18 protein-coding genes are annotated in these 16441 nt (G+C 55.2%); 16 read left to right on the top strand and 2 right to left on the bottom strand.

Annotation, left to right across the window (positions count from 1 at the left end):
- Positions 1-38: 38 nt before the first annotated feature.
- The 8 genes from DKB71_RS33795 (at position 39) to DKB71_RS33760 (ending at position 8208) form a co-directional block, all read left to right on the top strand.
- Entirely contained in the window at positions 39-749 is a 711-nt protein-coding gene (locus DKB71_RS33795; protein WP_408602056.1) for a hypothetical protein, read from the top strand.
- On the top strand, positions 746-2086 hold the full coding sequence (locus DKB71_RS33790; RefSeq protein ID WP_408602055.1) for a hypothetical protein: 1341 nt from the start codon (positions 746-748) through the stop codon (positions 2084-2086). Before DKB71_RS33795 ends, DKB71_RS33790 begins: the two co-directional genes overlap by 4 nt.
- Positions 2083-3981, top strand: a complete 1899-nt coding sequence (parE, locus tag DKB71_RS33785; protein ID WP_408602054.1) for a DNA topoisomerase IV subunit B — start codon at positions 2083-2085, stop codon at positions 3979-3981. Before DKB71_RS33790 ends, parE begins: the two co-directional genes overlap by 4 nt.
- A gap of 104 nt (positions 3982-4085) precedes the next feature.
- Positions 4086-6353, top strand: coding sequence for a DNA topoisomerase IV subunit A (gene parC / locus DKB71_RS33780; RefSeq protein WP_408602053.1), 2268 nt, complete (start codon positions 4086-4088; stop codon positions 6351-6353).
- A gap of 119 nt (positions 6354-6472) precedes the next feature.
- Positions 6473-6892 (top strand): hypothetical protein, encoded by a 420-nt coding sequence (locus DKB71_RS33775; protein WP_408602052.1) that lies wholly within the window; start codon positions 6473-6475, stop codon positions 6890-6892.
- Between the two features lie 77 nt (positions 6893-6969).
- Complete coding sequence (locus DKB71_RS33770) at positions 6970-7533, top strand: DUF6012 family protein (RefSeq protein WP_408602051.1); 564 nt, start codon at positions 6970-6972, stop codon at positions 7531-7533.
- Entirely contained in the window at positions 7527-7775 is a 249-nt protein-coding gene (locus tag DKB71_RS33765; RefSeq protein ID WP_408602050.1) for a hypothetical protein, read from the top strand. Before DKB71_RS33770 ends, DKB71_RS33765 begins: the two co-directional genes overlap by 7 nt.
- 109 nt (positions 7776-7884) lie before the next feature.
- Positions 7885-8208 (top strand): hypothetical protein, encoded by a 324-nt coding sequence (locus tag DKB71_RS33760; RefSeq protein ID WP_408602049.1) that lies wholly within the window; start codon positions 7885-7887, stop codon positions 8206-8208.
- Positions 8209-8273: 65 nt separating this feature from the next.
- Here DKB71_RS33760 and DKB71_RS33755 read toward each other — a convergent pair whose 3' ends face one another.
- Both DKB71_RS33755 and DKB71_RS33750 read right to left on the bottom strand, forming a co-directional pair.
- The gene (locus DKB71_RS33755; RefSeq protein WP_408602048.1) at positions 8274-8675 is read right to left on the bottom strand and encodes a hypothetical protein; all 402 of its coding nucleotides are present in this window, start codon (positions 8673-8675) and stop codon (positions 8274-8276) included.
- A 667-nt stretch (positions 8676-9342) separates the two neighbouring features.
- Positions 9343-10071 carry a hypothetical protein gene (locus DKB71_RS33750; RefSeq protein ID WP_408602047.1) on the bottom strand — a complete coding sequence of 243 codons (729 nt, stop codon included), beginning with the start codon at positions 10069-10071 and terminating at the stop codon, positions 9343-9345.
- Between the two features lie 102 nt (positions 10072-10173).
- Here DKB71_RS33750 and DKB71_RS33745 point away from each other — a divergent pair, with 102 nt between their 5' ends.
- The 8 genes from DKB71_RS33745 (at position 10174) to DKB71_RS33710 (ending at position 16402) form a co-directional block, all read left to right on the top strand.
- Entirely contained in the window at positions 10174-10599 is a 426-nt protein-coding gene (locus DKB71_RS33745) for a hypothetical protein (RefSeq protein ID WP_408602046.1), read from the top strand.
- Between the two features lie 117 nt (positions 10600-10716).
- On the top strand, positions 10717-11049 hold the full coding sequence (locus tag DKB71_RS33740; RefSeq protein WP_408602045.1) for a hypothetical protein: 333 nt from the start codon (positions 10717-10719) through the stop codon (positions 11047-11049).
- Between the two features lie 135 nt (positions 11050-11184).
- Positions 11185-11451: a hypothetical protein gene (locus DKB71_RS33735; protein ID WP_408602044.1), complete on the top strand. Its 267-nt coding sequence runs from the start codon at positions 11185-11187 to the stop codon at positions 11449-11451.
- A gap of 89 nt (positions 11452-11540) precedes the next feature.
- On the top strand, positions 11541-12578 hold the full coding sequence (locus DKB71_RS33730) for a hypothetical protein (protein ID WP_408602043.1): 1038 nt from the start codon (positions 11541-11543) through the stop codon (positions 12576-12578).
- Positions 12579-12662: 84 nt separating this feature from the next.
- Positions 12663-14162 carry a hypothetical protein gene (locus DKB71_RS33725; protein WP_408602042.1) on the top strand — a complete coding sequence of 500 codons (1500 nt, stop codon included), beginning with the start codon at positions 12663-12665 and terminating at the stop codon, positions 14160-14162.
- A gap of 149 nt (positions 14163-14311) precedes the next feature.
- The gene (locus tag DKB71_RS33720) at positions 14312-14635 is read left to right on the top strand and encodes a hypothetical protein (protein ID WP_408602041.1); all 324 of its coding nucleotides are present in this window, start codon (positions 14312-14314) and stop codon (positions 14633-14635) included.
- A 38-nt stretch (positions 14636-14673) separates the two neighbouring features.
- The gene (locus tag DKB71_RS33715) at positions 14674-15426 is read left to right on the top strand and encodes a hypothetical protein (protein ID WP_408602040.1); all 753 of its coding nucleotides are present in this window, start codon (positions 14674-14676) and stop codon (positions 15424-15426) included.
- Between the two features lie 82 nt (positions 15427-15508).
- On the top strand, positions 15509-16402 hold the full coding sequence (locus DKB71_RS33710) for a hypothetical protein (protein ID WP_408602039.1): 894 nt from the start codon (positions 15509-15511) through the stop codon (positions 16400-16402).
- Positions 16403-16441 lie beyond the last annotated feature (39 nt).

The raw sequence follows: 16441 nt of genomic DNA, 5'->3' as shown, positions 1-16441 counted from the left end.
GCATTGCGCAAGCTTTTGCGATTGGAAGATTACAGGCTATGCCAAAATTCCGGATTACAAAATCAGTGTTCTGCCTGTCGGTGCTAGCTGCGCTTGGCGTAACGGCCTATGCGCTGGAAAGCCATTTTAAGCCTCAGCCGTCAGTTGCTGATGTGCAACGGCATGTCGATATTCTGAACGTCGCGCCCTTTGCTGACGTGAAGACTCAAGCGGAGATTCTCGGCGCGGCCTCAGCGTTGATGGTCTTGGCTGATGGTCGTGTCGCCAAGCCTGAGATGGCGTTCATGCAGGACATCATTGCCAATGGGGCTGCGCTGACCAAAGGGCAGGGCGAGTACGACGTTACATCTGAAGTGCTCGCCGGCGTGGATCGTGTGCACTGGATGATGAGCTTCGAGCGATGCCTTGAAGCCGTTAAATTCGGTGCTCAGCAAACGCCACCCTTCACCTCAGCTGACTACATTGCGTTCCAGGAGCTGCTGGATAAGCGAATCAAGCGCCTTGAGGATCCAGCAGGCACTTATCTGATCCTACTGGCCATGACCAAGACCTGGGGTGCAAAGGAATTTGTCGATGGCACCGCCCAACAGGTTGTGACGGCAGCGCTGGAGCGTGACAGGGCGATGTTCTTCTTCAGGACACTGCGCAAAAGCTACAAGCAGAGCTATCAGACTCAGCAACCACAAAAGACCAACCAGCAATCAGTAGTGCTTGCGCTAAGTAAGCCAGCAGAAGGAATCGAGCAGTGAGCTTAAAGCCGCAAGCAAAAAAGTTATCAGGTATCCAGGCCCTGTGTTTCGGTGCCGGTTTTGTATTTATTCTTAGCGTGGCCGGGTATGGCTTTATTAAGTCAAATGAGCGTCCAAGCATCAGCGTTGAAAAAGCCGAAGTCGCCCTCAGCATTGTCGCCGAAAGCCCTTTCACCCAGGTGAAGACTACTTCCGAGTTCCTTGGGGTGGTAACCGCTTTCCTGAACATCATCGAGCCGAACCCAGAAGGCTATCCACCACTGTATCTGGCGGGATTCGGTTTGGGTTCGCCAAGTGGTCTGCAGGCGTTTCTGGCTGAGGCCGAGCATTACCCAGTATCCAGAATCATGCGCACGCATCTGGATTCCAGTGAAGCTTATCGCACCTACGAACAGGCAACCGACTACTACAAGGCGCACCATAAGCCTAAAGACAGCCCGATCTCCCAGGCCGAGATCGATGATTTCAACAAATCCATGATCAAAGCGCTGGATCGCCTGCCGACCATCGCCGGTTACATGGCATTGAGCGCGGTTGACGCCTACCGTGGAATGGTAGAAGGCAGTCCTAAGCACATCGGTAGCTACGCCAAGTCGCCAAGGCCGCTACCGTCTCGGGAAGCTCTGGATGCGATGCCGGTCTTTAAAGACCTGCGCGAGAAATTCGAGGAGAAGGAAAAAGTTGATTTCGTTATCGGCGAAAGCCTGTCGTCGGCGCTGGGTGCCCTGGCAGCACTGGTTACCTATGACAGTGACAAGCACACCGACGAACAATACGAGTTGGCTTACGACTTCGTAAACCGGGTAGTGCAAGACCAACCGGAAGCGGCTGCGTCCGTAAAGGTAAGTCAGGCGCTCTTTACACGCTCGTATGAGCACGCTGTAAGCTATCTGAACCGTGTTAAGGAACATCAGGGCGTCAAGCTACGTGATCGCGATAAGGGCATTTTGGTCTATCAGATCCTGGAATCACTGGCTCGCCAGAAGGATCCTGCTGCAAGCCTGAAACTGGCCAAACATACCTTGGAGTACTGGAGCACTCTGGATCCTTATTTCAAAAGTCGCGACCGGTTCTCGATGATCATGGATCCTGACTATCGCACCTCGACCATGGCCATGTTTGAGTCTCGGATTCCTGATTTTGATGCGTATGTTGCCGAGCTGACCAAAGACGAAAGGCGCGTGCGGGCACATATCGAGGCCATCGAACGCCAGCGCGATCAGAACATCGCCAAAATCAAAGAAATCGTGGATGCGCAGCAAGCCAAGGTGGAAAAACAGAACCTGGAACGCGCCGCCATCAAAAGAATCGTTGAAGAAAAAGAGCCAGCACAATGACACAGCCAACAAGCTATAACGCAGATGCCATTGAGGTACTTTCCGGTCTAGATCCGGTACGTAAACGGCCCGGCATGTACACCGACACCACGCGGCCAAACCACCTGGCCCAGGAAGTCATCGATAACAGCGTCGACGAAGCAATGGCCGGCCACGCCAAGTCGATCCAGGTGATCTTGCACCCCGACAACTCGATGGAAGTCATCGACGACGGTCGCGGCATGCCTGTCGATGTTCACCCGGTAGAGAAGGTCTCCGGTGTTGAGCTGATCCTGACCAAGCTGCACGCAGGCGGTAAGTTCTCCAACAAGAACTACAATTTCGCTGGTGGTTTGCACGGTGTGGGCATCTCCGTGGTAAACGCCTTGTCGACCCACGTAGCAGTCCAGGTTCGCCGGGACGGGAAGCTTCACCGCATCACTTTCGCTGATGGCTACAAAGCGACTGAGCTGGAAGTACTCGGCACGGTTGGCAAGAAGAATACCGGTACCAGCGTTCATTTCGCCCCAGACCCGAAGTATTTCGACTTCGCCAAGTTCTCCGTCAGCCGCCTCAAGCACGTGCTCAAGGCCAAGGCGGTTCTGTGCCCAGGCCTCTCCGTAAGTTTCGAAGACAAAAACACCGGTGAGATCACCGAGTGGCTGTACGAAGACGGCCTGTCCAGCTACCTGGCTGATGCCTGTAACGATTCTCTGAAAATGCCGGATGAACCCTTCACCGGTAAGTTCGCCGGCGATACAGAAGCGGTCGAGTGGGCATTGTTCTGGCTGCCAGAAGGCGGCGAGTTGATTCAGGAAAGCTACGTCAACCTGATTCCGACTGCTCAGGGCGGCACCCACGTTAACGGTCTGCGTCAGGGTCTGCTTGATGCGGTGCGTGAGTTCTGTGAATTCCGCAACATCCTGCCGCGTGGTGTGAAGCTGACCCCCGAAGACATCTGGGACAGGGTTGCGCACGTTGTTTCGCTGAAAATGCAGGAGGCTCAGTTTTCTGGCCAGACCAAAGAGCGACTGTCCTCGCGTAGTGCGTCGGCGTTCGTTTCTGGCGTGGTGAAGGATGCCTTCAGCCTGTGGCTCAACGCCCACCCTGAGAAGGGCCAGGCGCTGGCCGAGATGTTTATCGACAACGCCCGTCGCCGTCTGAAGACGAACAAAAACGTCGAGCGCAAGAAGATCACCCAGGGCCCAGCATTGCCGGGCAAGCTGGCTGACTGCTCGGGTCAGGACAGCAAGCGCTCCGAGCTCTTCCTCGTAGAGGGTGATTCTGCAGGCGGTTCCGCCAAGCAGGCTCGCGATAAAGAGTTCCAGGCCATTCTGCCGCTGCGCGGTAAGATCCTGAACACCTGGGAAGTCGACGGCGGCGAAGTGTTGGCCAGCCAGGAAGTGCATAACATCGCCGTGGCGATGGGCATCGATCCAGGCTCGGACAATCTCACTGAATTGCGCTACGGCAAGATCTGCATCCTCGCCGACGCCGACTCTGACGGTCTGCACATCGCGACCTTGCTCTGCGCCTTGTTCGTGCAGCACTTCCGCCCACTGGTAATGGCTGGCCACGTGTATGTCGCCATGCCGCCGCTGTACCGTATCGACTTGGGAAAGGAAGTGTTCTATGCCCTGGACGAAGCCGAGCGTGACGGTATTCTGGATCGTTTCAAGGCTTCGAATAAGCGCGGCACGCCGCAGGTGACCCGATTCAAGGGGCTGGGTGAGATGAACCCGCCACAACTGCGTGAGACCACCATGGATCCGAACACCCGGCGCCTGGTGCAACTGACCCTGGACGATTTCGATGCGACCCGCGAAATCATGGACATGCTGCTGGCCAAGAAACGCGCTGGCGACCGTAAGAGCTGGCTCGAAACCAAGGGCAACTTGGCTGAGGTCTTGGCGTGACAGACTCAAGTAAATGCTCGGGCCCTTCCTGATTCCAGAGCCACCTGTATTGCCGCAGCCAGAAGTCATCCTGGCTGCCAACCAAATTGATGGAGAAAATTCCAATGTCTGAAGTTACAGACCTGAGCCTCGACGGTGTCGAGAAACGCCCGATGCACGAATTCACAGAGTCGGCGTACCTGAACTACTCGATGTACGTGATCCTGGATCGTGCACTGCCGCACATCGGCGACGGCCTGAAGCCGGTTCAACGTCGTATCATCTACGCGATGAGCGAGTTGGGCTTGGACGCTGACTCCAAGCACAAGAAGTCAGCCCGTACCGTGGGCGACGTGCTCGGTAAGTTCCACCCGCACGGCGACTCAGCCTGCTATGAAGCGATGGTGTTGATGGCGCAGCCGTTTAGCTACCGTCACACGCTGGTCGACGGCCAGGGTAACTGGGGTGCGCCGGACGATCCCAAGTCTTTCGCTGCCATGCGTTACACCGAAGCACGTCTGTCGCGTTACGCTGACTCTCTGCTGTCCGAGCTGGGGCAGGGCACCGTTGATTGGGGCCCGAACTTCGATGGCACGTTGCAAGAGCCGATCACGCTACCGGCTCGCCTGCCGAACATTCTGCTGAACGGCACCACCGGTATCGCTGTAGGTATGGCCACCGACGTGCCGCCGCACAACCTGCGCGAAGTGGCGACCGCTTGTGTGCGCCTGCTTGATGAGCCGATGGCTACCGTCGAACAGCTGATGGAGCATATCCAGGGCCCGGACTACCCGACTGAAGCCGAGATCATCACGCCGAAGGCCGAACTGCTGAAGATGTACAGCTCGGGCCGTGGTTCTCTGCGTATGCGGGCCGTGTACAAGATCGAAGATGGCGAGGTGGTCATTACTTCGTTGCCGCACCAGGTGTCTGGCTCCAAGGTGCTGGAACAGATTGCAGCGATGATGCAGGCCAAGCCGTCGAAGGCGCCGCAGATCGCCGACCTGCGTGACGAGTCTGACCACGAGAACCCTTGCCGTATCGTGATCATCCCACGCTCCAACCGCGTCGACCTGGACGAGCTGATGCAGCATCTGTTCGCGACCACTGAGCTGGAAACCAGCTACCGCGTGAACATGAACGTCATCGGCCTGGATGGCAGCCCACAGGTAAAAAACCTGCGCAATATGCTGACCGAATGGCTGCACTACCGGATCGACACAGTACGTCGCCGCCTGCAGTTCCGCCTGGATCGTGTAAACAAGCGTCTGCACCTGCTGGACGCCTTGCTGATCGCGTTCCTGAACATGGACAAGGTGATCGAGATCATCCGTACCGAGGAAAGCCCGAAACAGGCCCTGATGGCCACATTCGAGCTCACTGACGTGCAGGCTGACTACATCCTCGAAACGCGTCTGCGTCAGTTGGCTCGCCTGGAAGAGGTGAAAATCCGTAATGAGCAAAAGGATCTGATCGAAGAGCGCACCGGCCTGAATGCGCTGCTGGGCAGCGAAGTGAAATTGCGTGGGCTGGTACGCTCGGAAATTCTGGCAGATGCTGAAATGTACGGTGATGACCGCCGCTCGCCACTGGTAACCCGTGCAGAAGCCAAGGCGCTGTCGGACACCGAGCTGATGCCGTCCGAAGCTGTAACCGTAGTGCTTTCCGATAAGGGCTGGGTGCGTTGCGCCAAGGGCCACGACATCGATGGCCAGGCTTTGTCGTATAAGGCCGGCGATGGCTTCAAAGGCGCCGCACTTGGGCGTTCGAACCAATCAGCGGTGTTCATGGACACCACTGGTCGCACTTACTCGCTGCCGACCCACACGCTGCCATCGGCCCGTGGCCAGGGTGAACCACTCACTGGCAAGTTGTCGGTACCGCCAGCGGCGTCTTTCGAGTGGGTGATGATGCCTGACGACAGCGCCAGGTACGTGATCTTCTCCGACGCTGGCTACGGTTTTGTAGTCAAAGGCGAAGACTTGCAGGCAAAGAACAAGAACGGCAAAGCGCTGCTCAACATGCCAAACGGTGCACGTTCTTCGGTACCGGTACTGATCCAGAACCCGGAAACGGATCTGATCTCTGCGATCACCACCGAAGGCCGTTTGTTGACCTTCGCAGTGAGCGACCTGCCGGAGCTGGGTAAAGGCAAGGGCAACAAGATCATCAGCATTCCGAGCGAGCGTGCGGAAAAACGTGAAGAACTGATGATTCAACTCATCGTGCACTCCAAGGACGACAACCTGGTTGTGACTGCCGGCAAGCGCACCATGACCATCAAGTCTGGCGACATGGAAGCTTACCGTGGCATGCGCGGCAAGAAGGGCAACAAGCTGCCGCAGGGCTTCCAGAAGGTTGAGTCCATCGCGGTTGAAAACGCCCAGGCGTAACACTCATGAAGTGCCTCGAAGCGGGGCACTTTTGAACAGACTGAGCCCCGGAGATAAAACGGGGCTGAGTCCGTTGACGGATACCGTGCAGGCGACGTTGTGAACTGAGAGGAATTCTGATGACCAGCAACAATATTTTCACTGATATCGCAGCAGAAGTCGCCAAGTCAGCTCTTTCTGAGCTGTATCTGATCGCAGGGCGAGGTTTCGGGCTGACGAACGCGTCCGGGGAAGTTCATATGATCGCCGCTAAAGCCCAGCAAGATATGCAAGAAGACGCCTATGTTGTGCTGGGGGCGCATTTCAATATGTGCGATGCAGTGTCCAAAAATGTGGTGTTCGACGATGGGTGCAGTGGCGTCATCGATTGTGACGGTGTTGCCGTGGAGTTTCAGGTTCGACAGATCGGAAATAGCCCTAAGACTTACCGAGTGCTGTTCTCCCGTGTCAACGCTGCGAAGCTGATGACTGACGTAAACCACAAAATCCAAGACCTGTCGGAGCGGCTCCAACGACTCGAATCAGCCGCAACACGGTAGGGCCAGGTTGATGACCAGCTGATCGAACCAGCGCTTTAAGTCAGCGTGAGGCTTTTGTCTTTTCCCAGGGGTGCTTAATGTTTATCCATATCGTTCCATGCATACTTGCCACCGAGCCGTGTGCGTTGCTCGATCTGACAATCAACGAGTTCGACCTGACTCTACAAGGCGGTACCGACCTCGCGCTGTGTCAGATTTATCGCAACCGTCAGTACTTGGTTGCATGTCGACGAGATGCGGAATGGGGCGCCGAAGGCATCTTGATCAATTCGCCGCAAACAGTCCGTGAATTTACGGTCGTAACCCGCTGGGCCGTGGCTGATAAACACGTCGCTACCCACCGGGTTCGTTATCTTGTGCCGGATGATTACGACGATGAGCACGACATGGTTTCTTCGAGCCTACCTCGCATGCTTATAAAATCCCTGCCTACAGACTCTAGGGTTGAGCAGTGGCTGGATGTCTTTGTTGAGCGGGTCGTCGATACGTTCGATGAGAACGGCTACATCACAGAGCGCAACGAGGTTGTAGCGCTCACCAGGTCGTCTCGCCGGAACTATATGGGCAACCCTCGTTTTAACAAGCGACCAAGGGGCAACGATGCGTTTGATCTGCGCCAAGGTGCTGAGTTGACTTGCTGAACTGGCTGCCGGGCTATAAAGTGTGCCGCAGACCAACAGGAGGAAATGGTCATGCAAAACATACCGCCAGAAATGGCTACGCGCTCATCAGCCTGCTCGAAGTCATCGATTCCAATACCGACAAGTATCCGGACTGGATTGATGCGGTGTGCACAGCACGCGAGAAGCTCCCTGAATCAACGCTTGAGGCCCTGAAGGCTTGTGTGGATACGAAACCTGCACCGACCGCCAGCAAAGCCTGAACCCGAACACATGGATAACCCCGGCGCTTGCATAGGCCGGGGTTTTTTGCGTCCAGGTACGCGGCTTCGTTATGATCAGGCATCAGCCCAGTACAGAGCGCGACAACAAATGAAGAAATTCCCCAAGTGGTTCGAGAAGACTTACGGCACACCGGCGCCGGCAGACCTCCTGGAGTATTTCACCGAACACCCGGATGGCCTGACAGTGGAGCAGGGCTCGCTGTACACCGCTGAGGACATGGTGGCCTACACTGAAGAACGCGAGTTGGGAGAGAAGGGCGTGCTGTATCTCGGCACCGGCGCCAGCCTTACCGTTTTACTACTGCGAGCGAAGGACGGAAAGGTCTTTCTGGTCGACAAAACTGACTTTCAGAGCGTGGATGCGACCTTCAGGGATCTGGGAACCTGCAAGAGCGTTATGGGGTTCTTCTGAGGAGTTAAGAACCTCAGGTGCGCATTGAGGACTGAGCCTATCGACGTGAGCTGGCGGTGCGAGCTCTACGCGGCAATAGCTAACCGGTGAGCTTCCTCAATTTCAGCGTAGATATCTTCCTTCATGCCTTTCACCTCGTCTTTTTCGAAGACGGCAAACTCAACATCGAATCCCTCGGCTTTGCTCAGGTGATCGAAGATCTTTTTCGACACAACTTCATTTTCCTCGCTGAAATGGGTCTCGATCAGCTTGACCAGGTCATTGATTAGCTTGACGCGTCGGGTCTCAGGCCAAAGTTTGAGACTGAGCGCATCACGTAGCTCGTGGAAAGACTGAAGATAGGCCACTGTCGTTCTGGCCGCAGCATGCTGCCAGTTACGAGCCGGAGGAGGCGGCTCGGATCCCTTCAAACACGCATCAGAGCCGTCGAACGGCTTCTGTGCACCTTCTCCTGGATAACAGGTCATTTCATCATTCCACGAAGTCAATCAGATCAGAATTAGAAACCCCCTGGTGCGCAGTGAGGACGGAGCCTCCCGAGGCGTGGGGGTTGTGCTTGGGTTCATGCTAAGGGCGCAGCCGCTGGGTGTCAATCTAGGTTCAATACCAATGAACTCAGCACTTCCTACGCTTGCTGATGATCTTTAATTGCCATATATTGACGGTTCTTTTTGATAGCAATCAGCGTCTTTGTCTCCAAACAAAGCATGGCGCTTAAAACCTATGCCCCGGAGCTTTAGATTCACCAGGAGAGCAGCATGAACCTAGCTTCCACTACAGCCTCACCATCTTGTACCACGTTTGCCCCAGAGCGCCTAAACTCCCAAACCCATCGGCGCCTGCTCGATGCTCTAGCCAAGCGTCCCATGACCGCCCCTGAGCTTCGCCGAGACCTCGGCCTGGCCGAGAGCTGCGTAAGCCTCGGAACGTGCGTGAGTGAGCTGCTGGATGCCGGCAGCATCGTGCGCGCCCTGATCGAAGGCACGCATGTGTATCGCTACTCTCTGTCAGCCCCTGAAGCAGTTTAATCCGAGCGGGCCTGCCACAAAAATCACAGATACCGAGGAACGGATCATGGAACTCCTGCAGGCAGCACCCTCGATTAATTCAGAGTGCTGCCACGGACGCCGAGGACTAATCCTCCAGGCCTTTCTCGAAGGACAGGTAGTGATCACGCACTGACTTGATGAGCTTCAGGTTTGCCTTGATCTCCTCAGTACTCAACGTGAGGACGTGATTGATGAATATGCGAAGGGCATCACCATCCAACCAATTGTCGTAGCGCGGGCCTGGTCGCAATGCACTACGATCAAAACCCTCAGGGACAGGTGGGTTAAGCAGGTAAACGCCACGTTGCCGCTCACGCTTAAGCGCGGCCAGTAGGGCGTTTGTTACAAGCAAGCCGGCCTCAAGGCCGAAGGAGCCATACACGTCAGAGCGCAACGAGACGATCAGCGTAAGCCCGTCACCTGGAGGCCTGCGAACCGTGTAAACCAGCTTCAGTTTCCCCTTATGAGCTTGCAGGGTCTTAGCACGCACCAGCACCTGGGCTATCAGCTCAAGGTTATCGTCAAAATCATCCCTGGCGGGCATGGAGAGGGCTTTACCGACGACCTCAAGCAGAAGGCGACCAGGTTCGGACATGGCTGTTATGGTGTCCATTGCGCCGGCGCCCGCATCGATCAGAAATAGGCGGGTCGGTTCATCAAAACTCATTTTGCAGCCATCATTGCGGTAGAAGTCTTGAACCGTACGGAGCCAGAGCAACACTGCTACCGGGTCAAAGGTCTTTACCTGTTCGCTAAGGCCTACGCAAAGCTCGCCCTTGATTCTGTCAATATTTAGCATTCGAAAGCCGGACATCTTGATCCTTACGAGCTGGAGTCGGTTTTTCTGGAGAACCTATTCTAGTCGTTGTACTCTCCCGATCCAGCGTTTTTCAGCAACCACGAAAGGTTTTGATCCATGGGAATACTCGAGAAAATCCGGGCACCATTCACCGCTGTACAGGTGCAGGGTTTGAACGAATACCAGACCGGTACCGACTTCGGGCACAAGATGCCTCCATTCACCTGCGGCAACCGTGGGGATGACCCGCATGGCGAGGAGGGTGGCGACAAAGGCGTACTGATCGCCACGGAGCAGGGCTGGGTCTGCCCATGCTGCGAATACACCCAGGACTGGGCTCACAGCTTCATGGTGAGCTCCAGGACAAGCCACATGCCTCATTTTTTCGAGCGTGTGCTCTCCACTGAGGAGAAAATCGCCCTTGTTGAAGGGCTCCAGGCTGACTATGTCGAGTTACGGAGCAGGCGTCCAGGCGCCGCTGGTATTTCAGAAATGCTTGATACGCTCCAGCAGCGGATCACAGAACTGAAGGCAGAGCTTTAGTTCTTGGGTTGACCGAAATATTGGCGCCGGCACTCCTCTTCTCCGACGCCATGACAGGCCATAGACCTAGTCATTCGTAAGAGTTTCTTGCGGTTAAACAATTGAAGGAAGAACCTCATGGGAAACCATGCCACAGTGATTTTCCGTATGCGCCTCTCAGTTTTTAAGAACATGCCAGGTTTTCGAGATGAGGCCTCGAAGGTGGATTTTGTCGCCTGCGCTCATCAACTGCTCGAGATGGGCGTGAGTCAGCAGAATGCGCTAAAGGCCATGAACATGATTTACAGGGCTTTTACGGAATATCATGGATCCTTTGAAGCTACATGGGATGCAGAATACTATCTTCGCGACCAGGGGCTTGAGATTGAGTGGGTGCGCGAATTCCTTGATAAAGCGCGAACACTCTTAATCTGGGTTCGAGAAGAAAATAGCGCTCTGAAGGTTCAATAATCGTAAAAGCCAGCGGGCGGATGCAGAGAGAGTCGCCAATCAAGCGTAGCGGGCTACGCCTCTCATACATTTGGCATGTATTGACCCGCATCTGTATGATCGACCCCGTCTCAATATCCAGCATTGGTGCCTTGCATGAGTGACGAAGACGCTCAAAAAGCGGCGAAATACCGCAAGAAGATGATGATCCTGATTGGCCTGGGCTCTGTTCAGATGTTCATTGCCTTGTTCGTCAGTGTGTTTTTCCCTGATCGTACAGACCGGCTCAGCCCGATTTTCTTCTTCCTGGCCTTTTTCCTGCTCAGCATGTTGTCTGATTGCCATCTAGGGCGCCTCGTCTTCATCTGGAAGCCGGCTCAACCCGACAGCGATGTCAAAGCCAAAGATCAAGAGTCCTCTTGAATCAAGGGCAGCAGCATGTTGGAACCAAACGAATCTTAAGGTCGTGAGCTTCAATTGCTCATCGCCGTACACGCTCCAGGAGCTCCGTCTTGAAAGTCCTTATCAGGCTTAAGTCCACCTCCCAGCGCATTGAGCTGGAAGCCAAGAATGCCTACGCCAAATCTGGCTTCTACTGCGTCTACCGAACGGACGGCACTGTCCTCAAGTACCCGGTGGCCGACCTGTTTGATGTCGAGCTTCACCCTGGCATGCTTGTAGCCCGTAACACCCCGGCGCTGATGAAGGTTGCTATCCATCTTAAGGGTACGCACCTGCCGATTGAGCTGGAAGCCGATAGCACCGAGCACAACGCCGAGTTCTTCACGGCAAAGATGCCATCCAGCGCCCTCAAGATCTATCCGATGGCCAACATCCAGTACGTTGCTGAAGACTATCAGGCTGAGGTTCAGCACCGGCCAGTCAACCGCGACTCAGGCCCTCTGGAGGCCGGCGATACCGGTGTCACAGAGTCAACGCGCATGGCGATGACCAGAGAAGGCCCGATCACCCTAAAGATCGAGACCCCGGTAAAGCAGAGCAAGATTGGCGATGACTTCAAGTACCTCTTAGGTCTGATCGAAATCGTGGGCAGGGATATCCAAGATCCGAAACCCAACTGCAGCGCCGATCACATGCTGCGCCTGTGCGAGGAAGGGGCGGCTGGCCTGGACAAGTACCCAGAGGACAAACTCAGCCGCTGGCTAGGGTTCTGCTCCGGCGTACTCCAATTCCATGAAATTGGCTGCGAGCTCACTTCCTGGGAGGGCTATGGCTCCCTGAAACACGACGTGGGCACGATCAAGCCAAACGAAATCGAGGTCATGCGCCAGTTGTTCATTCGCTACAACAAGATGGCAAACGCCTACAGCGAAACCGATGCCAGGGTCAGTTACGCGGCGACCCGCTGCCTGATGGTGCTTAACCACCTGCTGAGCTTTAACCTCAACCAGGTCAGCGCAGAGCTGGGCCTCGTTCAGGGGATGTTGGCAGCAGCAGGCGCCATCGATGTCGACACGGAGCGCGAGTACACCAGACCGTTTCTGCACAGCCTCCATGACGGCCCGGTACCGTCATTCCCTACGGCCTGATCCAGGGCAGTAGATTTATCTGGCCATCTGCCTGCGGGGTGTTCCAAAATGATGGGATACCCCGCATAAACAGGCAAGGCAGCCATGATTTCAGACCATGAGCAAAGGCTCTATCTCCAGCTTGAGCTGTACCTATCGGTGGCCGGCATCGGCGACAGAGGACTTGATCAATCCCTCATTGACCAGTGCAGAGCTGAGTACCCCAACCTCGTCCGTCAGGGCCCCGATGATAAGTCGGTGACGCACCGGGAAGACCTGCTGGTGTTCCTCCACCAGAGCACGGGCGTTCCTCTGGAGCTTTGCGACAGCTTTATCACATCGTGCTCGGTTAAATTCACCGATGTCAGCCAGATCGATCAGCTTCGCGAGCCTGAGATGCCGTTTGCCACCCTGGCCCGCGTCGTGAAAAAGCTCACCGGGAGTGAACTCCAGGACTTCGGCAGAACGTGCTTCGTCGACGGTGACAGCGTAGAGCTCCAACAGCTGTTGGACTTTTTGATGGAGCGGGGCAAGAGCTGGAAAGAGATGAGCAAGGTGGTCAACAACACCCGTCGTTTCACAGTTCAGCACTTTGACGATCTGAGTCTTGATGATCTGAAAACCAAGGAGTCGAGTGAGTACGTCATCGACTGGTTAATCAAAGCGCTGTACACAAAATCCACCACCGATCAGGCCATGCGCTTCATGGTGCGCAATGGGACGTCAGGAAAGCACCTCAAGCTGCTTCTGGACGCTTATCCGACCAATCCAATGACTCCGCCTGCCTTTGCTCCCAAAGACCGCACATACGCTCCTGTGTCGCTTAACCGAGACCAGGACGGAAAGCTGCGCAATCTCGATTTCTTTGGAAAAGTGCCATTTTCCGAGATGACTGATGCCTTGATCAGGTCGGCACTGCATTTCGACGACTATCACGCGCTCGACCACATCAAGAAAATCGCGCCCAGTTTGGTCTTGAGCGATAGCCATATCGCAAAAATAGCCAAAGACGTACTCGCGTACATGACTGAGTATCAGGCCGTAAATCCCAAGTTCAGCCTCAATGATCGCTGGATCAGAAAGGCCTACGGGGGCACGCTCAAAGAGTACTGGGACTTCCTGGTCTCGTGCGATGAGTTTAAAAGGCCTAAGGTAAAACGCTTGGACATGAGCCCAGAGTGGGGTGCTATGTTCCGGCCTGAATTGCTGGGTAAAGCGCCCGCAGAATTCATCTATCGGCTCGCGACGACCAAGGCCTTGAACGCGGATGCTGTAAACCAGTTTATCGTCCACATGCACAAAGCTGGATTTGACTGCTACCAGGGCTTTCAGCTCATGACTCTGGACAGACTTCAGTTTGAAGAGCAAAAGAACGACCCGGTCGACTACAAATTCATGGTTAAGCAATGCCTGCGCAACCTAAAGCAGCCAGGGTTCCTGGGTATTCTGTCCACGGCGCCAATGGCAGTCCTGGTCGACAGTCCAAAACCTCAGCATGACCCGATGCTGCAAGCCCTGTACGACCTCACGGAAGAACAGAAGTATGTCGAGGCGATGTCTGTCCACGGTCGCGGCAAGGCGTTCATCCAAGAGCTCGGAATCTAGAGGCCATGATTTCACCTCCCACCTGGAGACAGGTGGGCGTGGCGTCAGGCAAAATAAAGTCAGCGTCATCACCAGCGCTCCAGTTTTCGGATCAAGACCGAACTCTCCCTGATGGAACAGGACGCCATATTTTGCTTTGGGAAATGAACATGTTCGGCACAACGGCGAAAGACCTTGTGAGAAGTCTCCCCGAGGAGTCTCGCCAGCTCCTGGAAAATGGGTTGCGGCGTTACATCAACGCCACGAGCGAAGAAGGCACCGCGCAAGACCGGTCGCAGGTCATCGCCGACCTCAAGCTTTACCGGCATCTGTTGACCCTGGAAGAGGGGGCCGCGTACCTGTGTAATGACCGGGACTGCATCGCCTTCATGGTAGCGGTTACAGGCCTGTCGGAATTGTTGTGCGCAGCGTATGAGATGTCAGAACTTCAGCCCTGGCACCAGCTGGGCATCAAAGTGCGTTCGGCGCTTTGACAACAAACAAAAGCAGAAAATTGACGTGAGTAGAAGCCATGCAGAATAACGAGAAAAAGGCCGAAGCCTTTCCAGACCTGGCCAAGACTCAAGCCGTAGGTGAAGATGGCAAGCCTTTGCTGCTCTTCCGGGGTGAGAACGGCGTGCACTGCGGGAATCAGCTGAGCCTGCAGTCCAAGCTGGGATCGTACTCATTCGGTAACGTCCGGGTGGCCAACCACTATGCCGGCGTGGACGAGGACGGCGAGTACACTGACGAAAGGGATTACAGCGACTGGCACAGCAAGGCGCACCGGGTCTATCCGGTCTATCTCAATATCACCAACCCAGTCGTCAACTGGGCAGATCCGTTCATTGAATATCCCGACATGGTCAAGAGCGTCGGGGAGGAGCTAACCCTCCAGCTCCTGATCAAGCATCAGGATCACGTGTACAACACGGACAATTGGCAGTGCAATATCGACCCAGATGAAGAATATGGGGACGTGGCCACGGTGGCTGCCAAGGCGCCACACCTGCTGGAAGAAATCTACCTCGACATCTACCCGATTCTCGACGATCCTTTGTTCGTCAACGAGGCCAGGAAGCGCGGTTTTGACGGTGCGATCTACAACGGCACCGGCGTAAACATGCGCACCCTGGAGTACCGTATCTTTGACGCCAGCCAGGCTATCTTTGCGCTGACCGGCGAGCGGGCGGAGCCAGAGCCGGTAGCACCTGAGCCACCTGCGGTGAAACGGCCACGCCAGCGCACACGCGAGATCGATGATTCGCCGAGCATGGGGATGTAGTTCATCACCAGGATTCAGTAACACAAGGGCGCCCACGGGCGCCTTTTTATGACCAATAATCAACAACATTCAGGAGAGCACGATGTTCTGTGGCAGGTTTTTCGAGAATCTGAAATCTAGGTTTTGTCCCGAGAAAGTAATGGAGCTTTCCAGCTTCATCACCCCCGACCAGCTTAAATTCGGGTTTTACATGAGGCCCACCACTGACACCCAGAGCAGTCAGATGCTCGATGCCTATTTGCGAGCTGCCAGGGCTGGCGGGATGTATGGCGGTCACATCTTTGTGAGCAGCGCCCGTGCGGCTGAAGTCCTGAGGGTTTTGGATCGACTAGGTGCCGCTGTAAACGTGTACTCCTGGCCAGACCTCATTGACCTTCCAGCAATGTTCGACATCTCGAAGGGATGCTATCGCGTGAACGTCTACATTGAGGACGATTCCGCGCCGCACAAAGAAAGATCTGCGCGCTTCCTGGCCGTCCAAGAGCTCGTAAGGACTCAATTCGACGCCATAACCAAAGCCGTCATGGATCCCTCACTGGAAGACGACGAATCCCCATTTGAAGCTGAAAGGCCAACCAAACCTGGGATCCACGTTATGTTTGTGGAGCTGAATCTCCAGACTAAACGGGGCTTCTCTGTCTACATGGCCATGCTCAAGCAGCACGTAGGGTTCTGCCTCATCAGCCGCAGGAATGAATTCGAGTACACGGTGGGCGAGTTCGCTGATCCGGCAGGTTTTTGCGAAGATGAACACCTATCCATTGTGGCAAACAGCATCAGGATCTATGGGTCTGGCCAACAGCATCAAAAAGAGATGAGAAAATCTTACGACCGGGGTCTTATGTCGAGGATGGCACCAGGGAGTATGCACAAACCCAAAGCCGACCTCGATCTTGACGCTCTGTGGTTTGAAACTGATCGCGGCCTGGCTTTCAACTTTGATGGCAAACCTCATCTTGTGGATCTGACCCGATAGGAATTCCAAGCCATAAAAAGGCGCCCCACAGGGCGCCTT

The organism is Pseudomonas sp. PLMAX (assembly GCF_046042685.1).
Taxonomy (GTDB): Bacteria; Pseudomonadota; Gammaproteobacteria; order Pseudomonadales; family Pseudomonadaceae; genus Aquipseudomonas; species Aquipseudomonas putida_AE.
This window is presented reverse-complemented; position numbering and strand designations above follow the sequence as displayed.

Excerpts from the sequence above, each read along its gene's own strand:
- DKB71_RS33795 (WP_408602056.1), top strand. The coding sequence starts at position 39 with ATGCCAAAATTCCGGATTACAAAATCAGTGTTCTGCCTGTCGGTGCTA.
- parE (WP_408602054.1), top strand. The coding sequence starts at position 2,083 with ATGACACAGCCAACAAGCTATAACGCAGATGCCATTGAGGTACTTTCC.
- parC (WP_408602053.1), top strand. The coding sequence starts at position 4,086 with ATGTCTGAAGTTACAGACCTGAGCCTCGACGGTGTCGAGAAACGCCCG.
- DKB71_RS33775 (WP_408602052.1), top strand. The coding sequence starts at position 6,473 with ATGACCAGCAACAATATTTTCACTGATATCGCAGCAGAAGTCGCCAAG.
- DKB71_RS33770 (WP_408602051.1), top strand. The coding sequence starts at position 6,970 with ATGTTTATCCATATCGTTCCATGCATACTTGCCACCGAGCCGTGTGCG.
- DKB71_RS33760 (WP_408602049.1), top strand. The coding sequence starts at position 7,885 with ATGAAGAAATTCCCCAAGTGGTTCGAGAAGACTTACGGCACACCGGCG.
- DKB71_RS33755 (WP_408602048.1), bottom strand. The coding sequence starts at position 8,675 with ATGACCTGTTATCCAGGAGAAGGTGCACAGAAGCCGTTCGACGGCTCT.
- DKB71_RS33750 (WP_408602047.1), bottom strand. The coding sequence starts at position 10,071 with ATGTCCGGCTTTCGAATGCTAAATATTGACAGAATCAAGGGCGAGCTT.
- DKB71_RS33745 (WP_408602046.1), top strand. The coding sequence starts at position 10,174 with ATGGGAATACTCGAGAAAATCCGGGCACCATTCACCGCTGTACAGGTG.
- DKB71_RS33740 (WP_408602045.1), top strand. The coding sequence starts at position 10,717 with ATGGGAAACCATGCCACAGTGATTTTCCGTATGCGCCTCTCAGTTTTT.
- DKB71_RS33735 (WP_408602044.1), top strand. The coding sequence starts at position 11,185 with ATGAGTGACGAAGACGCTCAAAAAGCGGCGAAATACCGCAAGAAGATG.
- DKB71_RS33725 (WP_408602042.1), top strand. The coding sequence starts at position 12,663 with ATGATTTCAGACCATGAGCAAAGGCTCTATCTCCAGCTTGAGCTGTAC.
- DKB71_RS33720 (WP_408602041.1), top strand. The coding sequence starts at position 14,312 with ATGTTCGGCACAACGGCGAAAGACCTTGTGAGAAGTCTCCCCGAGGAG.
- DKB71_RS33715 (WP_408602040.1), top strand. The coding sequence starts at position 14,674 with ATGCAGAATAACGAGAAAAAGGCCGAAGCCTTTCCAGACCTGGCCAAG.
- DKB71_RS33710 (WP_408602039.1), top strand. The coding sequence starts at position 15,509 with ATGTTCTGTGGCAGGTTTTTCGAGAATCTGAAATCTAGGTTTTGTCCC.